The sequence below is a fragment of the Hyphobacterium sp. SN044 genome, assembly GCF_021864465.1.
In the GTDB taxonomy this organism is placed as follows: Bacteria; Pseudomonadota; Alphaproteobacteria; order Caulobacterales; family Maricaulaceae; genus Hyphobacterium.
In genome coordinates this window covers 366,174-384,894 of record NZ_JAKKUV010000001.1, presented here as the reverse complement: position 1 = coordinate 384,894, position 18,721 = coordinate 366,174, and the positions used below count along the sequence as shown (strand labels likewise).

The 18,721-nt window shown below is 65.7% G+C and carries 21 protein-coding genes (1 of these 21 running past the window's edge); 7 read left to right on the top strand and 14 right to left on the bottom strand.

Annotation, left to right across the window (positions count from 1 at the left end; genetic code table 11):
- Positions 1-392, bottom strand: partial view of a CBS domain-containing protein gene (locus L5876_RS01995; RefSeq protein WP_236954416.1) — the 5' portion only. The gene continues 40 nt to the left of window position 1, outside the view; the window shows 392 of its 432 coding nt (coding positions 1-392); it begins with the start codon at positions 390-392; its stop codon lies off the left edge, out of view.
- Positions 393-454: 62 nt separating this feature from the next.
- The gene (locus L5876_RS01990; RefSeq protein WP_236954415.1) at positions 455-1,090 is read right to left on the bottom strand and encodes a rhomboid family intramembrane serine protease; all 636 of its coding nucleotides are present in this window, start codon (positions 1,088-1,090) and stop codon (positions 455-457) included.
- A 159-nt stretch (positions 1,091-1,249) separates the two neighbouring features.
- On the opposite strand from L5876_RS01990, the gene hfaA reads away from it, so the two are divergent.
- The 3 genes from hfaA to hfaD are packed head-to-tail and all read left to right on the top strand — an operon-like array spanning position 1,250 to position 3,822.
- Positions 1,250-1,687 (top strand): holdfast anchoring protein HfaA, encoded by a 438-nt coding sequence (gene hfaA, locus L5876_RS01985; RefSeq protein ID WP_236954414.1) that lies wholly within the window; start codon positions 1,250-1,252, stop codon positions 1,685-1,687.
- A complete protein-coding gene (hfaB, locus tag L5876_RS01980; protein ID WP_039719071.1) occupies positions 1,677-2,672 on the top strand; it encodes a holdfast anchoring protein HfaB in 996 nt (331 codons plus the stop codon). The genes hfaA and hfaB overlap by 11 nt, the downstream gene beginning before the upstream one ends.
- Positions 2,587-3,822 carry a holdfast anchor protein HfaD gene (gene hfaD, locus L5876_RS01975; protein ID WP_236954413.1) on the top strand — a complete coding sequence of 412 codons (1,236 nt, stop codon included), beginning with the start codon at positions 2,587-2,589 and terminating at the stop codon, positions 3,820-3,822. Before hfaB ends, hfaD begins: the two co-directional genes overlap by 86 nt.
- Before the next feature lie 15 nt (positions 3,823-3,837).
- On the opposite strand, the gene L5876_RS01970 is transcribed toward hfaD, so the two are convergent.
- From L5876_RS01970 to L5876_RS01960, 3 genes are all read right to left on the bottom strand, one after another.
- Positions 3,838-4,299 (bottom strand): GNAT family N-acetyltransferase, encoded by a 462-nt coding sequence (locus L5876_RS01970; RefSeq protein ID WP_236954412.1) that lies wholly within the window; start codon positions 4,297-4,299, stop codon positions 3,838-3,840.
- Positions 4,300-4,322: 23 nt separating this feature from the next.
- Positions 4,323-4,811 (bottom strand): helix-turn-helix transcriptional regulator, encoded by a 489-nt coding sequence (locus tag L5876_RS01965; protein ID WP_236954411.1) that lies wholly within the window; start codon positions 4,809-4,811, stop codon positions 4,323-4,325.
- A 153-nt stretch (positions 4,812-4,964) separates the two neighbouring features.
- Positions 4,965-5,885, bottom strand: a complete 921-nt coding sequence (locus L5876_RS01960; protein ID WP_236954410.1) for a hypothetical protein — start codon at positions 5,883-5,885, stop codon at positions 4,965-4,967.
- A gap of 154 nt (positions 5,886-6,039) precedes the next feature.
- On the opposite strand from L5876_RS01960, the gene L5876_RS01955 reads away from it, so the two are divergent.
- The 3 genes from L5876_RS01955 to L5876_RS01945 all read left to right on the top strand — a co-directional run bounded on the left by L5876_RS01955 (position 6,040) and on the right by L5876_RS01945 (position 7,951).
- Positions 6,040-6,603 (top strand): PAS domain-containing protein, encoded by a 564-nt coding sequence (locus tag L5876_RS01955; RefSeq protein ID WP_236954409.1) that lies wholly within the window; start codon positions 6,040-6,042, stop codon positions 6,601-6,603.
- A gap of 73 nt (positions 6,604-6,676) precedes the next feature.
- Positions 6,677-7,333: a PilZ domain-containing protein gene (locus tag L5876_RS01950; protein ID WP_236954408.1), complete on the top strand. Its 657-nt coding sequence runs from the start codon at positions 6,677-6,679 to the stop codon at positions 7,331-7,333.
- A gap of 99 nt (positions 7,334-7,432) precedes the next feature.
- Positions 7,433-7,951: a DUF4339 domain-containing protein gene (locus L5876_RS01945; protein ID WP_236954407.1), complete on the top strand. Its 519-nt coding sequence runs from the start codon at positions 7,433-7,435 to the stop codon at positions 7,949-7,951.
- 3 nt (positions 7,952-7,954) lie between these two features.
- Here the strand turns inward: L5876_RS01945 and L5876_RS01940 are convergent, their stop codons facing one another.
- A complete protein-coding gene (locus L5876_RS01940) occupies positions 7,955-8,485 on the bottom strand; it encodes a gamma carbonic anhydrase family protein (protein WP_236954406.1) in 531 nt (176 codons plus the stop codon).
- Positions 8,486-8,774: 289 nt separating this feature from the next.
- On the opposite strand from L5876_RS01940, the gene L5876_RS01935 reads away from it, so the two are divergent.
- Positions 8,775-9,536 carry a PhoH family protein gene (locus tag L5876_RS01935; protein WP_236954405.1) on the top strand — a complete coding sequence of 254 codons (762 nt, stop codon included), beginning with the start codon at positions 8,775-8,777 and terminating at the stop codon, positions 9,534-9,536.
- Positions 9,537-9,600: 64 nt separating this feature from the next.
- Here the strand turns inward: L5876_RS01935 and L5876_RS01930 are convergent, their stop codons facing one another.
- The 8 genes from L5876_RS01930 to L5876_RS01895 all read right to left on the bottom strand — a co-directional run bounded on the left by L5876_RS01930 (position 9,601) and on the right by L5876_RS01895 (position 18,679).
- On the bottom strand, positions 9,601-11,157 hold the full coding sequence (locus L5876_RS01930) for an ABC transporter permease/substrate-binding protein (RefSeq protein WP_236954404.1): 1,557 nt from the start codon (positions 11,155-11,157) through the stop codon (positions 9,601-9,603).
- Positions 11,150-11,920, bottom strand: a complete 771-nt coding sequence (locus L5876_RS01925) for an ATP-binding cassette domain-containing protein (protein ID WP_236954403.1) — start codon at positions 11,918-11,920, stop codon at positions 11,150-11,152. Before L5876_RS01925 ends, L5876_RS01930 begins: the two co-directional genes overlap by 8 nt.
- Positions 11,921-11,929: 9 nt before the next feature.
- On the bottom strand, positions 11,930-12,154 hold the full coding sequence (locus L5876_RS01920; protein ID WP_236954402.1) for a DUF3126 family protein: 225 nt from the start codon (positions 12,152-12,154) through the stop codon (positions 11,930-11,932).
- 84 nt (positions 12,155-12,238) lie between these two features.
- Complete coding sequence (cysE, locus tag L5876_RS01915; protein ID WP_236954401.1) at positions 12,239-13,048, bottom strand: serine O-acetyltransferase; 810 nt, start codon at positions 13,046-13,048, stop codon at positions 12,239-12,241.
- Complete coding sequence (locus L5876_RS01910; protein WP_236954400.1) at positions 13,045-13,647, bottom strand: NUDIX hydrolase; 603 nt, start codon at positions 13,645-13,647, stop codon at positions 13,045-13,047. The genes cysE and L5876_RS01910 overlap by 4 nt, the downstream gene beginning before the upstream one ends.
- 34 nt (positions 13,648-13,681) lie before the next feature.
- Positions 13,682-16,816 carry an efflux RND transporter permease subunit gene (locus tag L5876_RS01905; RefSeq protein WP_236954399.1) on the bottom strand — a complete coding sequence of 1,045 codons (3,135 nt, stop codon included), beginning with the start codon at positions 16,814-16,816 and terminating at the stop codon, positions 13,682-13,684.
- Positions 16,813-17,937 (bottom strand): efflux RND transporter periplasmic adaptor subunit, encoded by a 1,125-nt coding sequence (locus L5876_RS01900; protein ID WP_236954398.1) that lies wholly within the window; start codon positions 17,935-17,937, stop codon positions 16,813-16,815. Before L5876_RS01900 ends, L5876_RS01905 begins: the two co-directional genes overlap by 4 nt.
- Before the next feature lie 91 nt (positions 17,938-18,028).
- Positions 18,029-18,679: a TetR/AcrR family transcriptional regulator gene (locus tag L5876_RS01895; RefSeq protein ID WP_236954397.1), complete on the bottom strand. Its 651-nt coding sequence runs from the start codon at positions 18,677-18,679 to the stop codon at positions 18,029-18,031.
- Positions 18,680-18,721: the final 42 nt, after the last annotated feature.

Genomic DNA, 18,721 nt, shown 5'->3' with positions numbered 1-18,721 from the left:
GCTTCGGTCTGCTCGATCTTGCGTTTGACCACATCGCCGATCGACACGATTCCGGCCAAACGGCCCTCTTCCAGCACCGGAAGGTGCCGGATCCGGCGGTCGGTCATCGCCGCCATCACGTCTTCGATCGTGTCGCGCGGCGACGCCGTGATCACCTCGCGGGTCATGCAGCCGGCAATCGCTTCGGTCAGGGCGCCTGTGCCCTGCCTTGCCAATTGCCGCACGATATCGCGTTCTGAAAGCACACCGGCGATCGCGCCGGCAGAATCGACGATAACGATCGCGCCGATCCGTTTCTGATCGAGAAGTGCCGCAGCTTCGCTGAGCGTCGCATCCGCCCTGAGGCTGAACACGTCCCGGCCCTTCTCGTCGAGAATGGCAGCCACATTCATCGAGCTCTCCCTTGTTACGGGACCAGCGAGGCTAGCACATCGTTTGGCCGCGCGCGCGGGAATCAGACGCGGGGGTGATCCTTGGTGCGGAATACGGCGAGGAAGACGGGGTAAAGAATCGCTCCGGCGACCAGCCCGCCGATATGCGCGGCCCAGGCGATGGCGATCCACATCTGCGTCCCTGCAAGCGCCAGCACGATGTTGATCAGCAGCCAGGGCAGTGCGAGCGAGAGCATGCCGCGAAGGCCCCCGCGCGCCCAACCGGCCGCTGCGAAGCATCCCGATATTCCGGTCGAGGCTCCGACCATCGGAATCTGCGAGTCGGGTTCGACGAGATATTGCGCGAAGACTCCCGCGAGCGCGCACACGAAGAAGAAGAGCAGGAAGCCGGCGGATGCCTTGAGGCCATGGCCGAAGGGCCGGGCCGACGCCGCACCGAAAGCCAGCAGTCCCAGCGCGTTCATGATGAGGTGCATCCAGCTGCCGTGTACGAAAACGTGCAGGAACCACGGCGCGATCGCGGGCGCGGCGCCTGGACGGTCGAACGCATAGACCGGGAAGAAGGCCCCCCATTCAAAGGCAAAGTCTCGAAATGGCGTGAGGAGTTCCGAAGCCACCCCGCAAACGGCAATCAGGCCGGTCAGCCCGACCACCGCCGTCGGCACGTCGTTGAACACCGGATTGCGACTGTCTCCCATTGGGACGGTCTCCCCTCTCCTTCCCCTGCACCATATCGGGCCGATTCGGTCCGGATCGGCGATTCCCCCCATAGGAGAAAGGCTGGACGGGACTTCCCCCGCTGGCATGGCGGTTGCACCGGACGCGGTCGAATGTGTTCACGAAGAGGACAAGCGATCATGGCACCGCGCAAGACCGCCCTCATGCTTTTCGCCGCCATCGGCGCCCTGTCGACCGCTCCGGCCCTGGCCCAGAGCGCGTCGGATTACCAGCGCCCGTGGGGGACGAGCCCCGGCCAGACGAGCCAGCCCTACCGGGCAGGCACACGCGATCAGAACAACAACCGCGTCGTTGTGAACGGGGTGATGCAGACCGGCGTCGGTGTGCAGGCCGCAGGCCAGGGCACGGGCGGCGTCGGCCAGTCCTCATCCACCGGCAACCAGTATTCCAGCGCCACGGCGATCGGGAACCAGCTGAACGTCGTCGTGAACGGCAACTGGAACACGGTCGTGGTCAATTCGACCCAGACCAATAACGGCAACGTCACTGCCACCTCCGGAACCGGCGGCAATGACGATCGTGAGCCGCAGTGGGAGTACAACCCCAATGAGCGCTAAGAAGCTTCTGTCCGCCGCGATCGCCGCGCTGGCCGTGACCGGCTGCGCGGTGACGCCGAATTCCGGCGGCGACGGCCTCTATGCCCGGCCGATCGGCAATGCGCCGGTTACGCCGAACCCGACACCCTACTCCGAGGCGCTTGTCTGCCTGGCCAACTATGCCCGCGCGCAGGGCCAGCCCTCGCCGCGCGTCGCGGTCGGCCGTCTGTCGGACTATACCGGCGCGGTCGGTGCGGAAGGCGGTCCGGCCGTCACGCAGGGCGCGTCGCTGATGGCGATGTCGGCGTTCTCGAAGGCCGGCGTGAATCTCGTCGAGCGTTTCGACACCTCGGTGTCGGAACTCGAGATGCGCTACGCCAACAACCGCCTGATCGGTGACGAGGCCGAGGATCAGGGCTTCCGGCAGATCTATGCCGGCTCGATCCCCGGGTCGGACTTCACCCTCGTCGGCGGCATCACGGAAGTGAACTACAACATCCGCAGCCAGGGCGTGGACATTCTCGGCGGCGACCGGGTCGATTCCAGCCCGACGGGCCTCTTCAATGCCCGCATGTATGTGATGAATGTCGGTGTCGACCTGCGCCTGGTGAACACGCGCACGCTCGAGGTCGTCGATGTCATCTCCTACCAGAAGCAGATCATCGGCCGCGAAATCAGCGCCGGCGTGTTCTCGTTCTGGGACAGCGCGGTGATCGACGTATCGGCCGGCGGCCGCTCGATGGAGCCCGTCCAGCTGGCCGTGCGTTCGCTGATCGAGCGCGCCGTGCTCGAATTCTCGTCCACTCTTTATGGCGTCGAAGCCGGTTCCGTGTGCCGTTTCGACGATCCGCTCGGTCCGACCAACGAAACCGGCGGCGTCAACACCCACACGGCCTATGCGACCGGAGCGGAGATCCGAAATGTCCAAGCACGTCAAAGCGTTGATCGCGGGCACGAGCGCCGTGACCCTGATGTTCGTGCCGGCCTTCGCGGACGATACAACTGAGATCGAGAACACGCAGGTCAATGACGCCGCCGATGTCCTCTCGCTTCTGAGGCTGGACACCGGCGACGCCGGGAATGCGACGCTCGCAACGGCCGCGATGGGCAATGCGCTCGAGGTGGACGTCAACGAGCCGCACGACGTGTCGAACGACCAGACCTTCTCTGGCAGTGTTCGCGGCGAAGCCGAAACCACGCTCAATTCCCTCGATGGCACGGCGATCACGTCGGCCACCGCGATGGGCAATGCCGCGGTGCTGGACTTCGAATCGGATGCCGATGTGACCTCGACGCAGACCGCTGCCGACGGTTCGACCGTCGATGCGGCCGCAACGCTGAACGTCAATTCCTACGCGATGAGCTCGATCACGGCGTCACAGGCTGCCGCCAACGCGGTCGAGATCAATGCCGAGACCGCTTCGGTCGTTGGCCAGTTCACCCAGGACAGTGGCGCCAACGTCACCGCGCGGACCACGCTGAACGCCCCGACCGGCGGGCTCGGCTGGATGGCGGCGGGTGCCGCAGCCGCCAATGGCAACAACATCACGACCAGCGGTTTCGATGCCGACCAGATCCTTGATGTCGACCAGACGAATCGCGGCCGCATCAGCGCGGACATGCAGGTCGATGCCGGTGGCGGCTCCGAATTCATGACCGTCGCCTCGCAAGCGCAGGGCAATGGCGTCGATCTGAACAATCAGTGGGGCTATGCCCACATCCAGGGCCAGCAGACCAATGACGGCGAGGTCGACGCGAACACCAATGTGGTGATCGACGATTTCGACATCGACAGCATCATCATGGCGTCGGAAGCGATCGGCAATTCGGCCCTGCTCTCCAACCAGGGCGCCGACACGTGGATGGGCATCGCCCAGACCAACCGCGCCAACGTGAATGCCACGACGACGTTCGAAGGCGGTGTTGGCGGTGAAGTGACCGGATCGGCAGCGGCCTACGGCAATGCCGCGACCAGCTATGTCTGCTCGAATTGCCCGGGCGTGGAAGCGCGTGGCCAGGTGAATCAGACGAATTCGGGTAATGTGACCTCGACCTTCCAGACGACCTACCAGTCGGGCTGGGGCGTGATCGGGTCGGCGACGGCGGTCGGCAATTCCGCTACCTTTGTCAGCGAACGCCCAGGCGAAAGCCAATAAGAAGACGCTGACCGGTCAATCGCCGGTCAGCGCCATTTCCATTTCGAAACGGTCCAGCGCCTGGTCGCCGATTTCCACGGTTTCCCGGCGGATGATGGCGAACCCCATCGCGCTGAAGGCCGGCTGCGCCATCAGGCTGGCATGAACCCACAGGCGCTCATCGCCGCGCGCGACCGCAATGCGCCGGAGTTCGACGAACAGCGTGCGGAACAGACCCTCTCCCCGGCAGTCGGGATGGATGTAGGCGAAGTCGATATAGCCGTCATCGCGCAGCGTCATGAAGCCCCGGATCGCGCCGCCACGCTCATCGAGAACGATGGTCTGGTCAGCGAGTCGTTCGTTCCATGCCGCACCCGAGCGCGGCTCCGGGACCCAGGCGGCGCGCTGCGCCTCGGTATAGGGGCTGCGGCCGTTGCGGACCGCCTCGAACATGAGCTTGCCCAGCGCGTCATGATCCCGTGTGTTTCCGAGCCGCATATCCCTGCCTCGCGCCAGTTCAGCTAAAGCGTTTTCCGGATCCATTCGAGCCGGGTTTCCTGCTGCACGCGTTCAAGCGCGTGACGCAAGGCATCCGGATGTCCGGGATCGAGCGCATCGATGGCCCGGATACGCTCGACGACGCCAGTTTCAAGCTCGGCCTTCAATGCCTTCCGCTCTTCCGGCTCGAGCTTTATCCAGACAGGAGCTCTCAAGCGGAAGGGATCGAATCCCGGCCCGATCGCGGTCGAGACGTTCTTCACCCACTCCAACATCGAGGCCTTGCCCGACTCCGACAGCCGCAGTGATTTCGCCGGCCGATTTCCCCGGCTTGCGTCCGTTGCGATCAGAAGGCCCGCCTCTTCCAGGCGCCTCAGCGCTGGGTAGATGGCACCTGCGCTGGCGCTCCAGAAAGAGGACGGGGAATCAAGAAAGGCCCGGCGCACGCCGTAAGAGGTCATCGCCCCTTCCATATAGAGCAGGGTCAGAATCGCCCCTTCGAGTTCTGTCATTCCTGTCCCTGCAACTGCGCGCGCGGTCTTTTATCGCCGGCCAATCGGTGATGTGTATAACCACATCCGGGCAAGGTCGGGGACTGCCCGGAATGAAAAAGCCCCGGCTTCCTGTGGAAGCCGGGGCGATTTCCCGATCACGAATTCGTGATCTCAGCGATATCCGCCGACACCACCGTCCAGCATCAGCGTCATATTCGTTGCCGAGGAGACCTCACGGCGGTGTTCCACCATCTCGGTATAGGTCTCTTCGCGGCGCAGATAGACGACACGGATGCCCGGACCGTACTGGCGGAGCAGCGAGCGCTCATTGCAGTTCCGGCGCGGTTCCTGGGTGGCGCAATAGAGACGGCCACCCGGCTGGTGGCGCAGCGCTTCGCCGCGCTCGCAAGCCATCGTGAAAGCATCGTCCCAGACGTCCGCCCCATCCACGCGCCAACCGATCGTGACCTGCATCCAGGTCCCGGCGACGCAGCGGAAGATTTCGCCATCCCAATCCGGGGAGACGCGCTCGTCCGGATCCGGACGCGAAGCCGGGTGCGGCGTACCGCGATCATCCATGCAGACGGCACGGATGACGCGCCATTCCTCCAGAATGCGCGTGCGCTCCTCGGCGACCATTTCGGTTTCGATCACGCCCGCCAGCGTCAGGCCGGTAATTGCCGTCGCCGGAGGCGGCGCACCAAAGGAGCCTCCGCCGCCGCCGATCGCGATGGCCGTCGCGCCGCCGGACGCGCCGGCACCGGCACCCGCGCCGGCATTCGCACTGGCGTTGGCATTGACCGTCGTGTTGACCGAGACATTCGTGTTCACATTGACGCCGACATTGATGCGCGGGCCATGGATGGTGATGTTCGGCGGGCGCACGCGGTGTCCACCGCCGCCGCAACCACCGCCACCGCCGCAGCTTCCTCCGCCATGACCACCGCCGCCGCAGGTCGTGCCGCAGTTGCCGCTGCCGCCGCCGCTGCTGCCTCCACCAATGGCCGCCGCCTCAGGCGTTCCGACCGGTGAACCGATCAGGGCCACGCCGAACAATGCCGCCATAAAAGCGTGCCGTGCTGATACGCGCATGGTCATACTCCCTTGTTCCGGACGGCGACGCTGCAAGCGACGGGCCGTTTTCGCCGGTGGCGTGTCTCCCGCTCGCCCGTCAGGGGTATGGCCCCGAATTTGAAGACGAATTGCGCATCGGGGCCGGTCAGGTCCGGAAGCGGGAGTAGCAAGAGTGTCCAAGCACGCGCATACCGAAACACTGCTGGCCTATTGGGAGACGCGCCGGAATGGCCGTCCCGCGCCGGCACGCGCCGACATCGTCCCGCGTGACCTGTCGAACCTCCTGTCCTGGCTGTTCATTCTGGAACGGGCCGATGCGGACCATCACGTCTTCCGTCTGGCCGGCACCGGGATCTGCGCGCTCTATCGCCGGGAATTGCGGGAACAGAACTTCCTCGATCTGTGGCGGGGTTTCGACCGCCATCACGTCCGGGCGCTGATCGAGTCGGCCCTGGCCGCTCCTGCCCCGGCGACGGCAACCGCCACGGCCTATGCGCTTGACGGTCAGACGATCGACGCCGAACTGGCCTTGCTGCCGCTGCGCGGCCCGTCGGGCCAGGCGGACCGCGTGCTCGGTCTCTACCAGCCGCTTTCGCCGCTACGGGGCCTGCAGGACCGTCCCGTCGTGCGCCAGAAGCTCACGGGCCTTCAGCCCCCGACCCGCGAAATCTACACGCCGGTGGCCCTGCGCCCGCTGACGGCCCCGCCGTTCGAGCTGGTCGCCAACGACCGCTGACGGAAACGCAGCCTTCCAAAGCTTTTTTAACCGCCCTGCCCTATCCTGCCCGGCCAACGGGAGACATGCAGGCATGGTGGAGACACCGTCACGGCTGGACAAACGCAAGGTGCGCATCGCCGCACAGGGTGCCGCGGAGCGGCGCCGGCACAAGCGTGTCCCGCTGGCGCTGCCCGGCCGCCTCTATGAAAAAGGCCGCGGCGAACAGCGCTGCCGCCTGATCGACGTCTCGCCCGGCGGAGCCAAGCTTCTGGTGAAGGACCCGCCCCCGCCGAACAGCCATATCGTGCTGCTGGTGGACGGGCTCGGCCGTCTCGAAGGCGATGTGATCCGGATCGGGGCGAACTGGCTGACCACACGCTTCACCATGCAGGCGCGCAAGCGCGACCGGCTGGCCGACGCCATCACCTGGCGTTTCAACATGGAACGTCTCGGGCTCGAGGAAGACCGGGTGGCCCCGCGCAAGCCCGGAAAGGGTCAGGCGACGATCCGGCTGCGCGATGGCGTGCTGATCCGCGCAGACGTGATCGACGTGTCGATCACCGGCGCGGCCTTTGCCTGTCTCGAACGCCCGCGCGTCGGCGAACGTGTCCGGGTCGGCGAAATGACCGGGCGCGTCGCCCGGATCCTGGAACGCGGCTTTGCCGTGGCCTTCGACCCCCCGTCCGCGGGCGAAGGCGAAGCCAAGCCGGAACCCGGCGCGGCGACCGACCTCAAACAGGCCAGCTGAACCCATCGTCACACGATGAGTTCAATGTGAACGGGGCGGCCTGATTCTTGCCTCAGGCGAGTTGTATGTCTCGATTGAGCACGAAAAGAGTGTCCGGAAATGCCGCGTGACGATGGAAGTACGAAGACCTGGTTCGTGAAGGTCGATGGCCGTGTCTACGGCCCGTACACGGCTGCGCAGATGCGCGCCTATGTCGGCGAAGGCCGCGTGGCGGCGCATTCGCTGGTCTCCATCGAGCGTGAAGCGGGCTGGAAGCCCGCGGCGGACATCGAAATTCTGCGCGGCTGGCTCGACGACGCGCGCGGTGCGCGTCAGCCCGTGGCACAGAGCGGACAGCTCGCGAACTTCATCGTCATCGCCCAGACCAGCGACAACACGGCCGGCCCGTTCGAAGCGGCCATGAGCCATCTCGGCGAATGCGTGAAGATCAATGCCGGTGTCTGGCTGCTCCGCGCGGGGCTCAACGCCACGACGCTGCGCAACGAACTCTCGCACCTGCTCGACCGCGACGATCGGCTGATGGTGGTCGATGCGAGCCATGACCGCACGGCCTGGTTCAATCTGGGTCAGGAGACCGACCAGAAGATCCGCGATCTCTGGGGCAAGAAGCCCAACTAGGGCTCAGCCGATTTCGCGGATCTGCGAGGCGTGCTTCTTCCAGTTCTCGACATAGTGATCGGCCGACGCTTGCAGCAGTTCGGCGACATCCTCGCCATGGGTGCGGATGACCCGGCCCGGTGAGCCGACGACGAGCGAGTTATCGGGAATCTCCTTGCCCTCGGTCAGCAAGGTGTGCGCGCCGATGATGCAATTCTTCCCGATCTTCACCCCGTTCAGAAGTGTCGAGCCGATCCCGATCAGGCTGCCATCGCCGATCGTGCAGCCATGCAGCATCACGCGGTGACCGACGGTGACATTCCTCCCGACGGTCAGCGGGAAGCCGACATCGGTGTGCAGAATCGACCCGTCCTGGATGTTGGAATTCTCGCCGATCTCGATCGGGTCATTGTCACCGCGGATCACCGCGCCGTACCAGACGCTGGCATTCTCCCTCAGGATGACGCGGCCCATGACGTAAGCCGTTGGCGCCACCCAGAAATTCCCGCTCTCCGGGGTTTGCGGAATGGCGTCGGCGATGGCGTAGAGCGGCATGGTGTTTCCTTCCGGACACGGGTTCACGAAGTTTCTGCGACGGCAGTGATCAGACTTTCTTCATCCCTGTAGGATGAGACTGTGTCTGCGATTCGAGCACAAGGTCGAAGCCGCAGATGGGTCCGAAAGGGGGTAAGCCACCCGTGCGAAAGTCACTCGCACCGCCATCCGGGACGATGCCGCACACGGCCGGTGCGTCCCCTGACTCCGGCCCCCACCTCCCGCATTCCGCTCTGTCCCGCCCCCCTGCATCCTGCACGGGGGTTTTTTCGTATCTGGAGAAAACCTCATGGGTAAAAGGTCTGTGAAGCGTCGCGCTGCTGGCGAGTTCAATTCCGGTCATTACCAGGACGAACAAACCAAGGTGCGTGCGCTCTTCCCCGGCACCAGCTGGAGCCCGGACGAGAAGGAGCCCATGCGGGATCAGAGCTATACAAAAAACGTCAAACCGAGGTCTGAAGGCCAGGCCCGACTCATGAAGGCGATCGACGAGCACAACCTCGTCCTCGCCCTTGGACCGGCCGGCACCGGCAAGACCTATCTCGCCGTCGCCAAGGCGGTCGATGCGCTCGAAAAAGGCGCAGTCTCGCGCATCGTCCTGTCCCGTCCTGCTGTCGAGGCCGGGGAGAGCATCGGCTTCCTGCCTGGCGCGATGGAAGAAAAGCTCGCCCCCTATCTCCGTCCACTTTACGACGCGCTGTCCGACCGGCTATCGCCGAAGCGTCTGAAAGCGCTGATGGCGGAAGGCCTGATCGAGATCGCGCCGATCGGATACATGCGCGGGCGCACGCTGAACAACGCCTTCGTCGTGGTCGACGAGGCGCAGAACTGCACCTATGGCCAGCTGAAGATGCTGCTGACGCGCCTGGGGTGGCACTCGACCATGGTGGTCACCGGCGACCCGGCCCAGACCGATTTGCTGCCCGAACTGTCCGGTCTGCAGGGCATTTCGGAGAAGCTGGAACTGGTCGCGGATATCGGCGTGATCCGGCTCGACCAGGGCGACATCGTCCGCCACCCGCTGGTCGCCAGCATGCTCGACGTTCTGTAGCGCACTTCAATTCGGATGCAGTGAACCGGCGGGGCCCATGGCTCCGCCGGTTTGCGTTCGGGTGTTACTCCCCGACCGCCACCACTTCCCCATAGAGCCAATCCGCCGCCTCGCCTGGCGTGGCGCCGTCGAGATCGACCATGGCGTTGGCGCGGCGCATGGTCTCGGCCGGGATGGCGTTCAAGAGCACCGAGAGCGTCCCCGCCAGCGCCGGGTTTCGGGCGGCGTCGGGCGAGATCAGCATCACCGCGTCATAGGGCGGCAGGATCTGGAGCGGGTCGTCCAGCACGACGAGGTCGTAGTCCGAAATCCGCCCGTCGGTCGTGTAGGCGCTGACCGCGTCAACCTCGCCGTCGCGCAGCGCGCCATACATGAAGGTGGAATCCATCGGCCTTGTGCGCGCATCCTGCAGGCCGTAGGCGTCGCGGCTGCGCAGCCATTCGGCGCGGACGAAGAATTCCGGGTCGCCGCCGATCCGCGCACCGCGCCCCGAAAGATCGCCGATCGTCCCGATTCCGTTCGCCTCGGCCCAGTCTCGCCGCACGGCATAGCCGTAGGCGTTTTCAAAGCCGAGCCGGCCGAGGGCGAGAATCCCGTGCTCCTCGCGCAACCAGCCGGCCATGCGCACGAACATGTCGTAGCGCCCGGCGCTTTCTTCGCGCTCCATCACCGTCGCCCAGATCGTGCCGGTATAGTCGACATAGACGTCGATCTCGCCGGAGCGCAGGGCGTCGAAGGCGATGGTCGAGCCGAGATTCTCCCGGACTTCGACATTCGCTCCGGCGTCTTCCAGCACGCGTTCGAGCAGTGCTGAGAGAATGTATTGCTCGGTGAAACCCTTGGCCCCGATGACAACGGTCCGGCCCTCGATCCCGGCCATTACCTCGCCCTCGCCTGACCCGATCCCGCGTGCGGCCGATGTGCCGGTGACCAGTGGCAGGGCCGCGCCCATCGCCAGCACGGCCGCAATCGCGATCCCGGCGAAGGCCGGCGCGCGCTTGCGCTCCCGGGCGGCCAGTTCGGCGAGGCGGATCGCCTGATCGAGCAGGAGGGCGAGCCCCGCCGCAATGAGGCAGCCGAACACCACCGTCGTCCAGTCGCGGGTCTGGAGGCCGGAGAAGATGTAATTGCCGAGGCTGGTGGCCCCCACGGGGGTCGCCAGCGTGGCCGTGCCGACGATCCACACCGTGGCGGTGCGAAGCCCGGCAATGATGGTCGGGAGGGCCAGGGGCAGTTCGACCTGCCGCAATGACTGCAGCGGCGTCATGCCAGTGCCGCGCGCCGCCTCGCGTACAACCGGGTCGACGCCCTGCAGACCGACCACCGTGTTCCGCAGGATGGGCAGGATGCCGTAGAGGGTCAGCGCGATGAAGGCCGGGGCAAAGCCGATGCGTCCGCCGAGGATCGGCACCATCAGCGCCAGCAGTGCGAGCGAAGGAATGGTCTGGAGCGTCGAGGCGACGCCCAGAACCGGACCGGCCAGCGTCCTGTTTCGCGCGGCGAAAATGCCGAGTGGCACGGCGATCAGCACCGAGATGATGAGGCCGGACAGGACAAGCTGCATGTGCCCGCCGAGATAGGCGGGCAGGTTGGCGACGGCTTCGTCGAGGCGGTCAGGCATGGCCCGCCTCCAGCCGTTCGATCGCGCGGGCCTGCTGGCGCGGCATGGCGAGGAGGTCCTCGACATACGGATCGCCGGGATCCTGGAGCAGATCTGCGGGCGTACCGGTGCGAACGACCCGCCCCGTTTTCATCACCAGGATACGGTCGGCGATCAGCAGGGCCTCGGCCATGTCATGCGTCACCATGACGGCGGCGAAACCGAGCTCGCGTCGAAGCGCCGTGAAATCGGACTGCAAGGCGCCGCGAGTCAGCGGGTCGAGTGCGCCGAAGGCCTCGTCGAGCAGGAGGAGTTCCGGTTCGACCGAAAGGGCACGGGCGATCGCGACGCGCTGGCGCTGTCCTCCGGACAATTGCGCCGGATAGCGATTGCGATGCTCGGCAATGGACAGACGCACCTGTTCGATCAGCGCGTCCACCCGGGCGTCGATCCGCGCCTTGTCCCAGGTCAGAAGGCGGGGCGTGACGGCGATATTCTCCGCCACGGTCATGTGCGGAAACAGGCCGTCGCCCTGCATCACCCAGCCGATACGGCGGCGCAGCGCCTCGGGCTTCAATGCCGTGACGTCCTCGCCCGCAAAGGTGACTGAACCGCCCGTCGGTTCGATCAGGCGGTTCAGCATCTTGAGCGTGGTGGTCTTGCCGCAACCCGACTCGCCGATGATGGCGAGGCATTCGCCGGCCGCGACCGTGAAACTGATCCCGTCGACGGCGAGCGTGCCGTCCGGGAAGCGTTTGGTCAGGGCGTCGGCGGAAAGGGTCACGCCGGGAGATCAGACCTCTTCGAGGTCGATGTCCAGAATGGTGATCTCGAACGAGAAGGAGGTTTCACCTTCATCGACGATCTTCGAGACCACGCCGAGGCATTCCTGGCCGAGATAGATTTCCGCGCATTCGTCGGCGCGCTGGCGGCGCTGGACCACGATGCCGGGGTTCAGCTTCTTCTGGAGGAAGGCCTGGAGCTTGTCGGATTCCTGAGGGGAGATTGTGGGCGTCACGGGTGTTTCCCTGTCGCTTGATTGGAATTGAATTGCGGATTCGCGCGGACCATAGCCGAACATTCGCCGGGTTGGAAAACCGCTTCAGTCGTCGTCGCGCAGCGTCTGTTCCATGCGGCGCGCCGGTTCTGCGCATCGCCCGCCCACGGGCTGGGCTGGAACGCCCGCCACGGTGCAGTTTTCCGGTACATCCTTCAGCACGACGGAGCCGGCCGCCACGCGGGCCTCGTCGCCGACCCGGATATTGCCGAGAACACTGGCCCCGGCCCCGATCAGCACGCCATTGCCGATCTTGGGGTGCCGGTCGACGCCCTTGGCCCCGGTGCCACCCAGCGTGACGCCGTGCAGCAGGGAGACGTCGTTGCCGACGGTCGCCGTCTCGCCGATCACCACGCTGGTTGCGTGGTCGATCATGATGCCCCGGCCCATACGGGCGGCCGGGTGGATGTCGACGGCGAAGCGTTCGGAAATCCTCGACTGGATATGAAAGGCGAGCGTCTCGCGCCCCTCATTCCACAGCCAGTGCGCGATGCGATGTCCCTGCAGCGCGCCCCAGCCCTTGAAGTAGAGGAAGGGCTGCAGCAGCGACTTGCAGGCCGGGTCGCGCTCGTCAGTCGCGGTCATGTCCGCGGCGGCGCATTCGGCAATCCCCGGGTCGCCATGGATCGCCTCGGCGACCACATCGCGCGCGACCAGATTATCGAGTTGGGCATCGGCCAGCGTCGCGGCGAGCCGGTGAATGAGTGCGTCCTGAAAGGAATTGTGCCGGAGCACCGCCGCGTTGAGGAAGCTGGCGAGGATCGGCTCTTCAGCCGCCGCAGAGGCGGCCTCGACACGCAGACGGGACCAGACGGCGGAAAGGCCCGTGCGGGCCTTGATCGGTTCGGCAGTCATCGCGCTTGGTCTCCGCTCAGCATCGCCCGGGCCAGGCCGGCATCGAGCAGCCCGTTCGTCGCCATGTAGTGCGCCTTCATCAGCATCGCCACCGTCAACATGTCCCGGAATTCGCCGTTCACCGCCCGTTGAACGGCTTCGGCAAACGGCAGGCGGCGGGGCGCGATCACTTCGGTCCCCTCGGGTTCGGCCTCGCCCTCGGTCAGATCCCAGGCGATGAAGCCGATGGCCGGCTCGTTGGTGATGGAGTTCGACAGATCGACCTCCAGCATCTGCAACCATCGCTTCGCGGTCAGGCCGGTCTCTTCCTTCAGCTCGCGTTTGGCGTCCTCCAGCGGATCGCCGCCGACGCGGCCGCCACCTTCGGGGAGCTCCCACTCATAGCGGTCGGTCGCGAAACGGTGCTGGCCGACCATCTCGATCTGACCGTCCGCATGAATCGGCAGGACCGCAATGGCGACGTGCTTGGGGCACATGACGGCATAGACGGCAGGCGCGCCGTCGGGGCGCGTCGCGTCATGCTCGATCACCTGCATCCACGGATTTTCATAGGCGATGCGCACGCCGTGAACGCGCCAGGGGCCGCGGGCTTCGTCCATGTCCTGCTCCACTACCGGTGCGCAGACACTGGCGCTATTCGGCGGCACCGATCAAGGAACCGCTTCGAGCGCGCGATTTCAGCTTGGCCTTGAAGTCCGCCTTCCTCGCCTCGATTCGCTGCAGCAGCACGAAGGCGGCCGGTGCGAAGAACAGCGCCAGCAGCGCCGACCCCGCCACGCCGCCTGCCACGGCCGAAGCGAAGGGCATCCAGAAGGCGTCGCCGTCGATCAACAACGGCGCAAAGCCGCCGATCGTTGTCAGCGTTGTCGAGACGATATGGCGCGTTGCATCGATGACCGTGTCCTGGATCGCCTCCAGCCCACCTGCCTTCACCGCATCGCTGGTGCGCAAGGCAGAGAGCACGACGATGGTCCCGTTGATCGACAGACCGACCAGACCCATCGACCCCACGATGGCATTGAAGCCGAGCGGCGTTCCAAACAGCCAGACGCCGAACATGGCGAGACCGACCGACAACACACCGACCACCAGCACGATCCCGGCATAACGAAACGAGTTGAAGGCGAGGACGACCGAGCCGACCATCAGGATCAGGAGCGGCACGGCCGTGCCGAACAGGTCGCCCACGGCGTCGCCGCGCGATTCCGCCTCGCCCCCGATCAGAAGTTCATAGCCGGGCGGCAGTTCGATACCCGCTGCGTCAAGGCGATCAAGGAAGACGTCGAGGATCGGCGCCGGCAGGGTGAAGGGCTCGATGAAGCCGTAGACCGTGTTCACCCGGCGACCGTCGAGGCGGGAAATGTTCGAGACTTCCGGCTGCAGCGAGACCGAGCCCAGCGCAGCAAGCGGCGAGCCGAGCGATGACGGATCGTTGCGGTCGGCCAGGGTCGTCGCCGAAAGGTCAGACACGCTGGCGCGGCGATCCTCGCGGGCGATAACCCGGACCGGAAGTTCGACCACGCCCTCCAGAATACTGCCGCCCGGGGCGCCGTCGAAATCGGCGCGCAGCCGGTTGGCGAGCTCTTCGAGCCGGATCCCGGCCATCCGGGCCGAGGCTTCGTCGATATCGAGGCGGGCGACCGGCGTGCCCACGCGCAGGCTCGCCGTCGTGGCGGTCACACCCGGCGTCGATGACAGGACCCGGCGCACCTCGTCCCCGAGATCGTCGAGCACGGCGAGATCGGGGCCGACCAACTGGATCTCGATCGGCGCGGGAATGGGCGGGCCCTGTTCAAACGGGAGCGTGAGGAAACGGCTCTGCGGGAAGGCGTCCATCACCTCGCGCTGCAGGTCCGGCAACAGATTGCGCGTGACCGCGGCGGATTCGGTGCGGACGAAGCCGGTCGCGAAATAGGGCGAATCCGACTGGCTGCCGGCGACGTTGTAATAAGTGCGCGGTCCGCTCTCGCCGAGTGTCCAGACAACATCGATCACACCGTCATGGGCCAGGATCAGGTCGGTCGCGCGGCGGGTCTGGCGTTCGGTTTCCTCGATCGAGGTGTTGGCCGGCAGCACCATCTCGACCTGGAACATGTCCCGGTCGGTCGGCGGGAAGAATTGCATCGGCAGGGTCGAGGCCGCGAAGAAGCCCGCGACCGGCAGGATGATCCCCGCGACCAGCCCGACCCAGGGACGCGCCACGATCGTGTCGAGCACGCCGCGATACATCGCGGTCAGGCGGCGGCTGGAGATGCCCTCCTGCCAGAAGGGCGCGTTGCGCTTGGGCACGCCGCCATCGAACCAGCCGGCGAGCGCCGGGATCACCGTCATCGCCAGGACGAAGGAAGAGACCACCGCGAAGATTACGGAGATGCCGATCATCGAAATGAACTCACCCGCGCTACCGGGCATCAGGGCGATCGGGGCGAAGGCGAAGACCGTCGTCAGCGTCGAGGCCAGCAGCGGCGCAAACAGGTGTTTGAGCGACCGGTTGATGGCGTCGAGCGGTGGCAAGCCCTTGCCGCGCATCAGCCGGTATTCGTCGACCACGACAATGGCGTTGTCGATCAGAAGGCCGAGCGCGACGACGAGGCCCGTCACCGACATCTGGTGCAGCGGCTCGTCATAGATGTTGATCAGGAACAGGACGAAGAGGACGGTCAGCGGCAGGGCCGAACCGACGATCAGCGCCGACCGCCACCCCATCATCAGGAAGAGCACGACGAAGACGATCAGCGCGGAATAGCCGAGATTGGTCGCCAGGCCATTGAGGCGGCTTTCGACATAGTCGGACTGGCGGAACAGCACTTCGACATCGACGCCGTGGGTCTCGCCCGCGAATTCATTGACCACCTCCATCGCGCGCGCCGACCAGGCATCGACGCGCAGCTCAGGCTGGAGATAGGCCGCGACGATCACGGTCTGGCGGTTGTTGTGGAAGGAGGAGGTCGCCGCCGGCGTGCGCACACCCTTCTCGACATCGGCGATATCAGCCAGACGCACGAAATCACCCTCGGGCGTTTCGGCGACGGGTACCGAGCGGATGCGGTCGAGCGAGTCGAACTCGCCCGCAACCTCGACCGCGAGATTCACTTCGCCATTGCGGAGCTCGCCGGCCGGGGTCTTGGAATCGGCACTGGCCACAAGCTGCGCGACTTCGCCGACGCTGAGGCCTAGCGCGGCCGCCGCGTCGGGATCGACGAGGACGCGGATTTCCTCCTCGGGCGCGCCGAAGACGCGGGTTTCGTCCGTACCGGAGAGATTGCCGAGCCGGTCCTGAAGGTCTTCGGCGAGGCGCGACAGGATGGCGAGATTGGGCTCCTGCTCATCGGGCCAGGTCAGGCCCACCACCAGCGTCGCTGCACCCATGTAGAAGCGCGTGACGTCCGGCTGGCCAGCCCCGGCCGGCAGGGTCGGGCGCACGCTGTCGACCTGCTCGCGAACCAGCGTCCAGCCCTCGTCGACTTCGCCGGGCGACAGGTCTTCCCGCATGGAAATCTGGATGATCGAGACGCCGTTGCGTGATTCCGATTCCAGCTCGTCGATCTCGGCGAGTTCGAGAATCGCCTGTTCGAGCGGATCGGTGATCAGCGCCTCGACCCGTTCGGCGGACGCGCCCGGGAAGACGGTGACGATGGAGCCGTAGCGCTGCGTCAGACTGGGGTCTTCCTGCCGGCCGAGCGTGAAGAAGGCCGCCAATCCTGCCGCCACCAGCAGGATGATGGCCAGGATGGTGACCCGGGCGTAGCGGAAGAAAAGCGTACTCATGCCTCGTCACCGATGCGTACACGCTGTCCCGGCGTGATCCGGTCGAGGCCGGAGCGCAGGATCACCGCGCCGTCGTCCACTGCGCCGCGCACGAAAGCGCGGCCGGAGTCGATGCGGACGGTTTCAACCGCGTGCGGCGCGATCGTATAGGTGCCGTATTCGTCGGCTTCGAGCACATAGACCGACCACAGGCCGCGGCGGCCTTCCGCCAGGGCAGAGGTCGGAACCCAGAAGCCCTCGGTGTCGATCGCCTGTTCCAGGCGCAACCGGGCGACCTGGCCTGCCTGTGCCCGGCCCTCGACGTCGAAGACCGCCGTCACGGATCTTGTTCGAGTGTCAACCACACCGGTCGAAGCGCGGAAGCGTGCCGCGATCTCTCTGTCGGCGGTTTCGAAGGCATAGAGTGTGCCGGGTTCGAGCGCGGCGGCGCTGTCCGCCGGCAGACCGACGCGGATTTCCAGCGCGGTGTCCTCGACAATCCGCAACAACCCCTGCCCCGGCGCAGCGATCCCGCCCTCGTCGGACAGGCGCGTCGTGATCACCCCGTCGAACGGGGCTTCGATCACCGACAGGGCCAGTTGCGCGCGCAAAGCGTTGGCCGAGGCCGCGGCCGCGCGGCGGCGGGCCTCCGCGGCATGGGTGGAAGTCGCGACCTCATCGAGGCGTTGCTGCGAGATGTGGCCGCGTTCGAGCAGGGTCTGCTGGCGGTCTTCAGTGGATTGAGCCAGCGCGACCTGTGCCTGCGCCTCGGCGGTCTGGGCATCGGCGGCGGCAATCTGGGCTTCAAGCGCGCGCGTATCGAGCCGGGCCAGGACCTGACCAGTTACAACCCGGTCGCCGACATCCACAGCGATGTCGTCGATACGTCCGCCGCGCTCAAAGCCCAGCTCGCTCTCGCGCCGGGCCGTCACCAGGCCGGGGAAGTATTCCCCCATGCTGGCATCGGTCCGGTATTCCACGGTGAGTGTGGGGACGGAGGGCGTCGCCGCCTGACCGAGTTCGAGACGGGCATCGGCGCTTCGCGACGCACTGACCAGAACCACCAGGAAGGCTACGCCGAGCCCGGCGGCGACCACCGCTGCACCGGCACCGAAACGCCTGAAACCGAGATGAAGAGACATTCCCCCGCTCCCACAACTGCAGGACGAGGCTCTATCTAGTGCGACCAGTGGCGTTTGAAAAGTGAACAGTGTTCACTTTTTTGAATGACCGCTATGCGGCGGGGCGATCGGCGGCCAGTCCGCGGATGATCATGTTGGTCTGGAAATCGATCACCTGGTCGCGGGTGACATGCTCCGATCCCGGCATGCCATGCGGGAATTCGTCCATGGATGCCAACAGGATAGCGAGACCGTGGACGCTGGCCCAGACGCATTTCGATGCCACGGCCGGGTCCATCTTCCGGAAGCTGCCATTGGTGATTCCGGCCTCGACCATGTCCTTCAGTTTTTTTTCCGCGGCAAAGGCGTAGCTCGACTCGTCCGGGGCATCGTCCTTGTCCCAGTTGGAGAACGCCATGAGGTAGTGTTTCGGCTCTTCCAGCGCGGTCTCGATATAGGCCCGGCCGCAGCGCTCGCAGAGCATGTGGACCTCGCCTGCCTCCTCGGCCGCCTCGTCCATGCGTCGGATCAGGCGTTCGAAGAAGAGTTCGCGCATCTCCGCGAACAGCGCTTCCTTGGAATCGAAATACTTGTAGATCGCCGCCGGGGAGTAATCGATCGCCTCGGCCAGGCGCCGCATGGAGATGCCCGCCTCACCATCCGCCGCGAAGATCGTTTCCGCCGCGTCGATGATCGCGTCGCGAACCCGCCGCCGCCGGCGTTCGGCCGGCGTGACGTCCTCCAGCGTGGTGTCAGTGGACATGAATGCTTCCCTGAAAGTCGGACGTTATTCCGTCCGCAGCCC

Excerpts from the sequence above, each read along its gene's own strand:
- L5876_RS01990 (WP_236954415.1), bottom strand. The coding sequence starts at position 1,090 with ATGGGAGACAGTCGCAATCCGGTGTTCAACGACGTGCCGACGGCGGTG.
- hfaA (WP_236954414.1), top strand. The coding sequence starts at position 1,250 with ATGGCACCGCGCAAGACCGCCCTCATGCTTTTCGCCGCCATCGGCGCC.
- hfaB (WP_039719071.1), top strand. The coding sequence starts at position 1,677 with ATGAGCGCTAAGAAGCTTCTGTCCGCCGCGATCGCCGCGCTGGCCGTG.
- hfaD (WP_236954413.1), top strand. The coding sequence starts at position 2,587 with ATGTCCAAGCACGTCAAAGCGTTGATCGCGGGCACGAGCGCCGTGACC.
- L5876_RS01970 (WP_236954412.1), bottom strand. The coding sequence starts at position 4,299 with ATGCGGCTCGGAAACACACGGGATCATGACGCGCTGGGCAAGCTCATG.
- L5876_RS01965 (WP_236954411.1), bottom strand. The coding sequence starts at position 4,811 with ATGACAGAACTCGAAGGGGCGATTCTGACCCTGCTCTATATGGAAGGG.
- L5876_RS01960 (WP_236954410.1), bottom strand. The coding sequence starts at position 5,885 with ATGCGCGTATCAGCACGGCACGCTTTTATGGCGGCATTGTTCGGCGTG.
- L5876_RS01950 (WP_236954408.1), top strand. The coding sequence starts at position 6,677 with ATGGTGGAGACACCGTCACGGCTGGACAAACGCAAGGTGCGCATCGCC.
- L5876_RS01945 (WP_236954407.1), top strand. The coding sequence starts at position 7,433 with ATGCCGCGTGACGATGGAAGTACGAAGACCTGGTTCGTGAAGGTCGAT.
- L5876_RS01940 (WP_236954406.1), bottom strand. The coding sequence starts at position 8,485 with ATGCCGCTCTACGCCATCGCCGACGCCATTCCGCAAACCCCGGAGAGC.
- L5876_RS01935 (WP_236954405.1), top strand. The coding sequence starts at position 8,775 with ATGGGTAAAAGGTCTGTGAAGCGTCGCGCTGCTGGCGAGTTCAATTCC.
- L5876_RS01930 (WP_236954404.1), bottom strand. The coding sequence starts at position 11,157 with ATGCCTGACCGCCTCGACGAAGCCGTCGCCAACCTGCCCGCCTATCTC.
- cysE (WP_236954401.1), bottom strand. The coding sequence starts at position 13,048 with ATGACTGCCGAACCGATCAAGGCCCGCACGGGCCTTTCCGCCGTCTGG.
- L5876_RS01910 (WP_236954400.1), bottom strand. The coding sequence starts at position 13,647 with ATGGACGAAGCCCGCGGCCCCTGGCGCGTTCACGGCGTGCGCATCGCC.
- L5876_RS01905 (WP_236954399.1), bottom strand. The coding sequence starts at position 16,816 with ATGAGTACGCTTTTCTTCCGCTACGCCCGGGTCACCATCCTGGCCATC.
- L5876_RS01900 (WP_236954398.1), bottom strand. The coding sequence starts at position 17,937 with ATGTCTCTTCATCTCGGTTTCAGGCGTTTCGGTGCCGGTGCAGCGGTG.
- L5876_RS01895 (WP_236954397.1), bottom strand. The coding sequence starts at position 18,679 with ATGTCCACTGACACCACGCTGGAGGACGTCACGCCGGCCGAACGCCGG.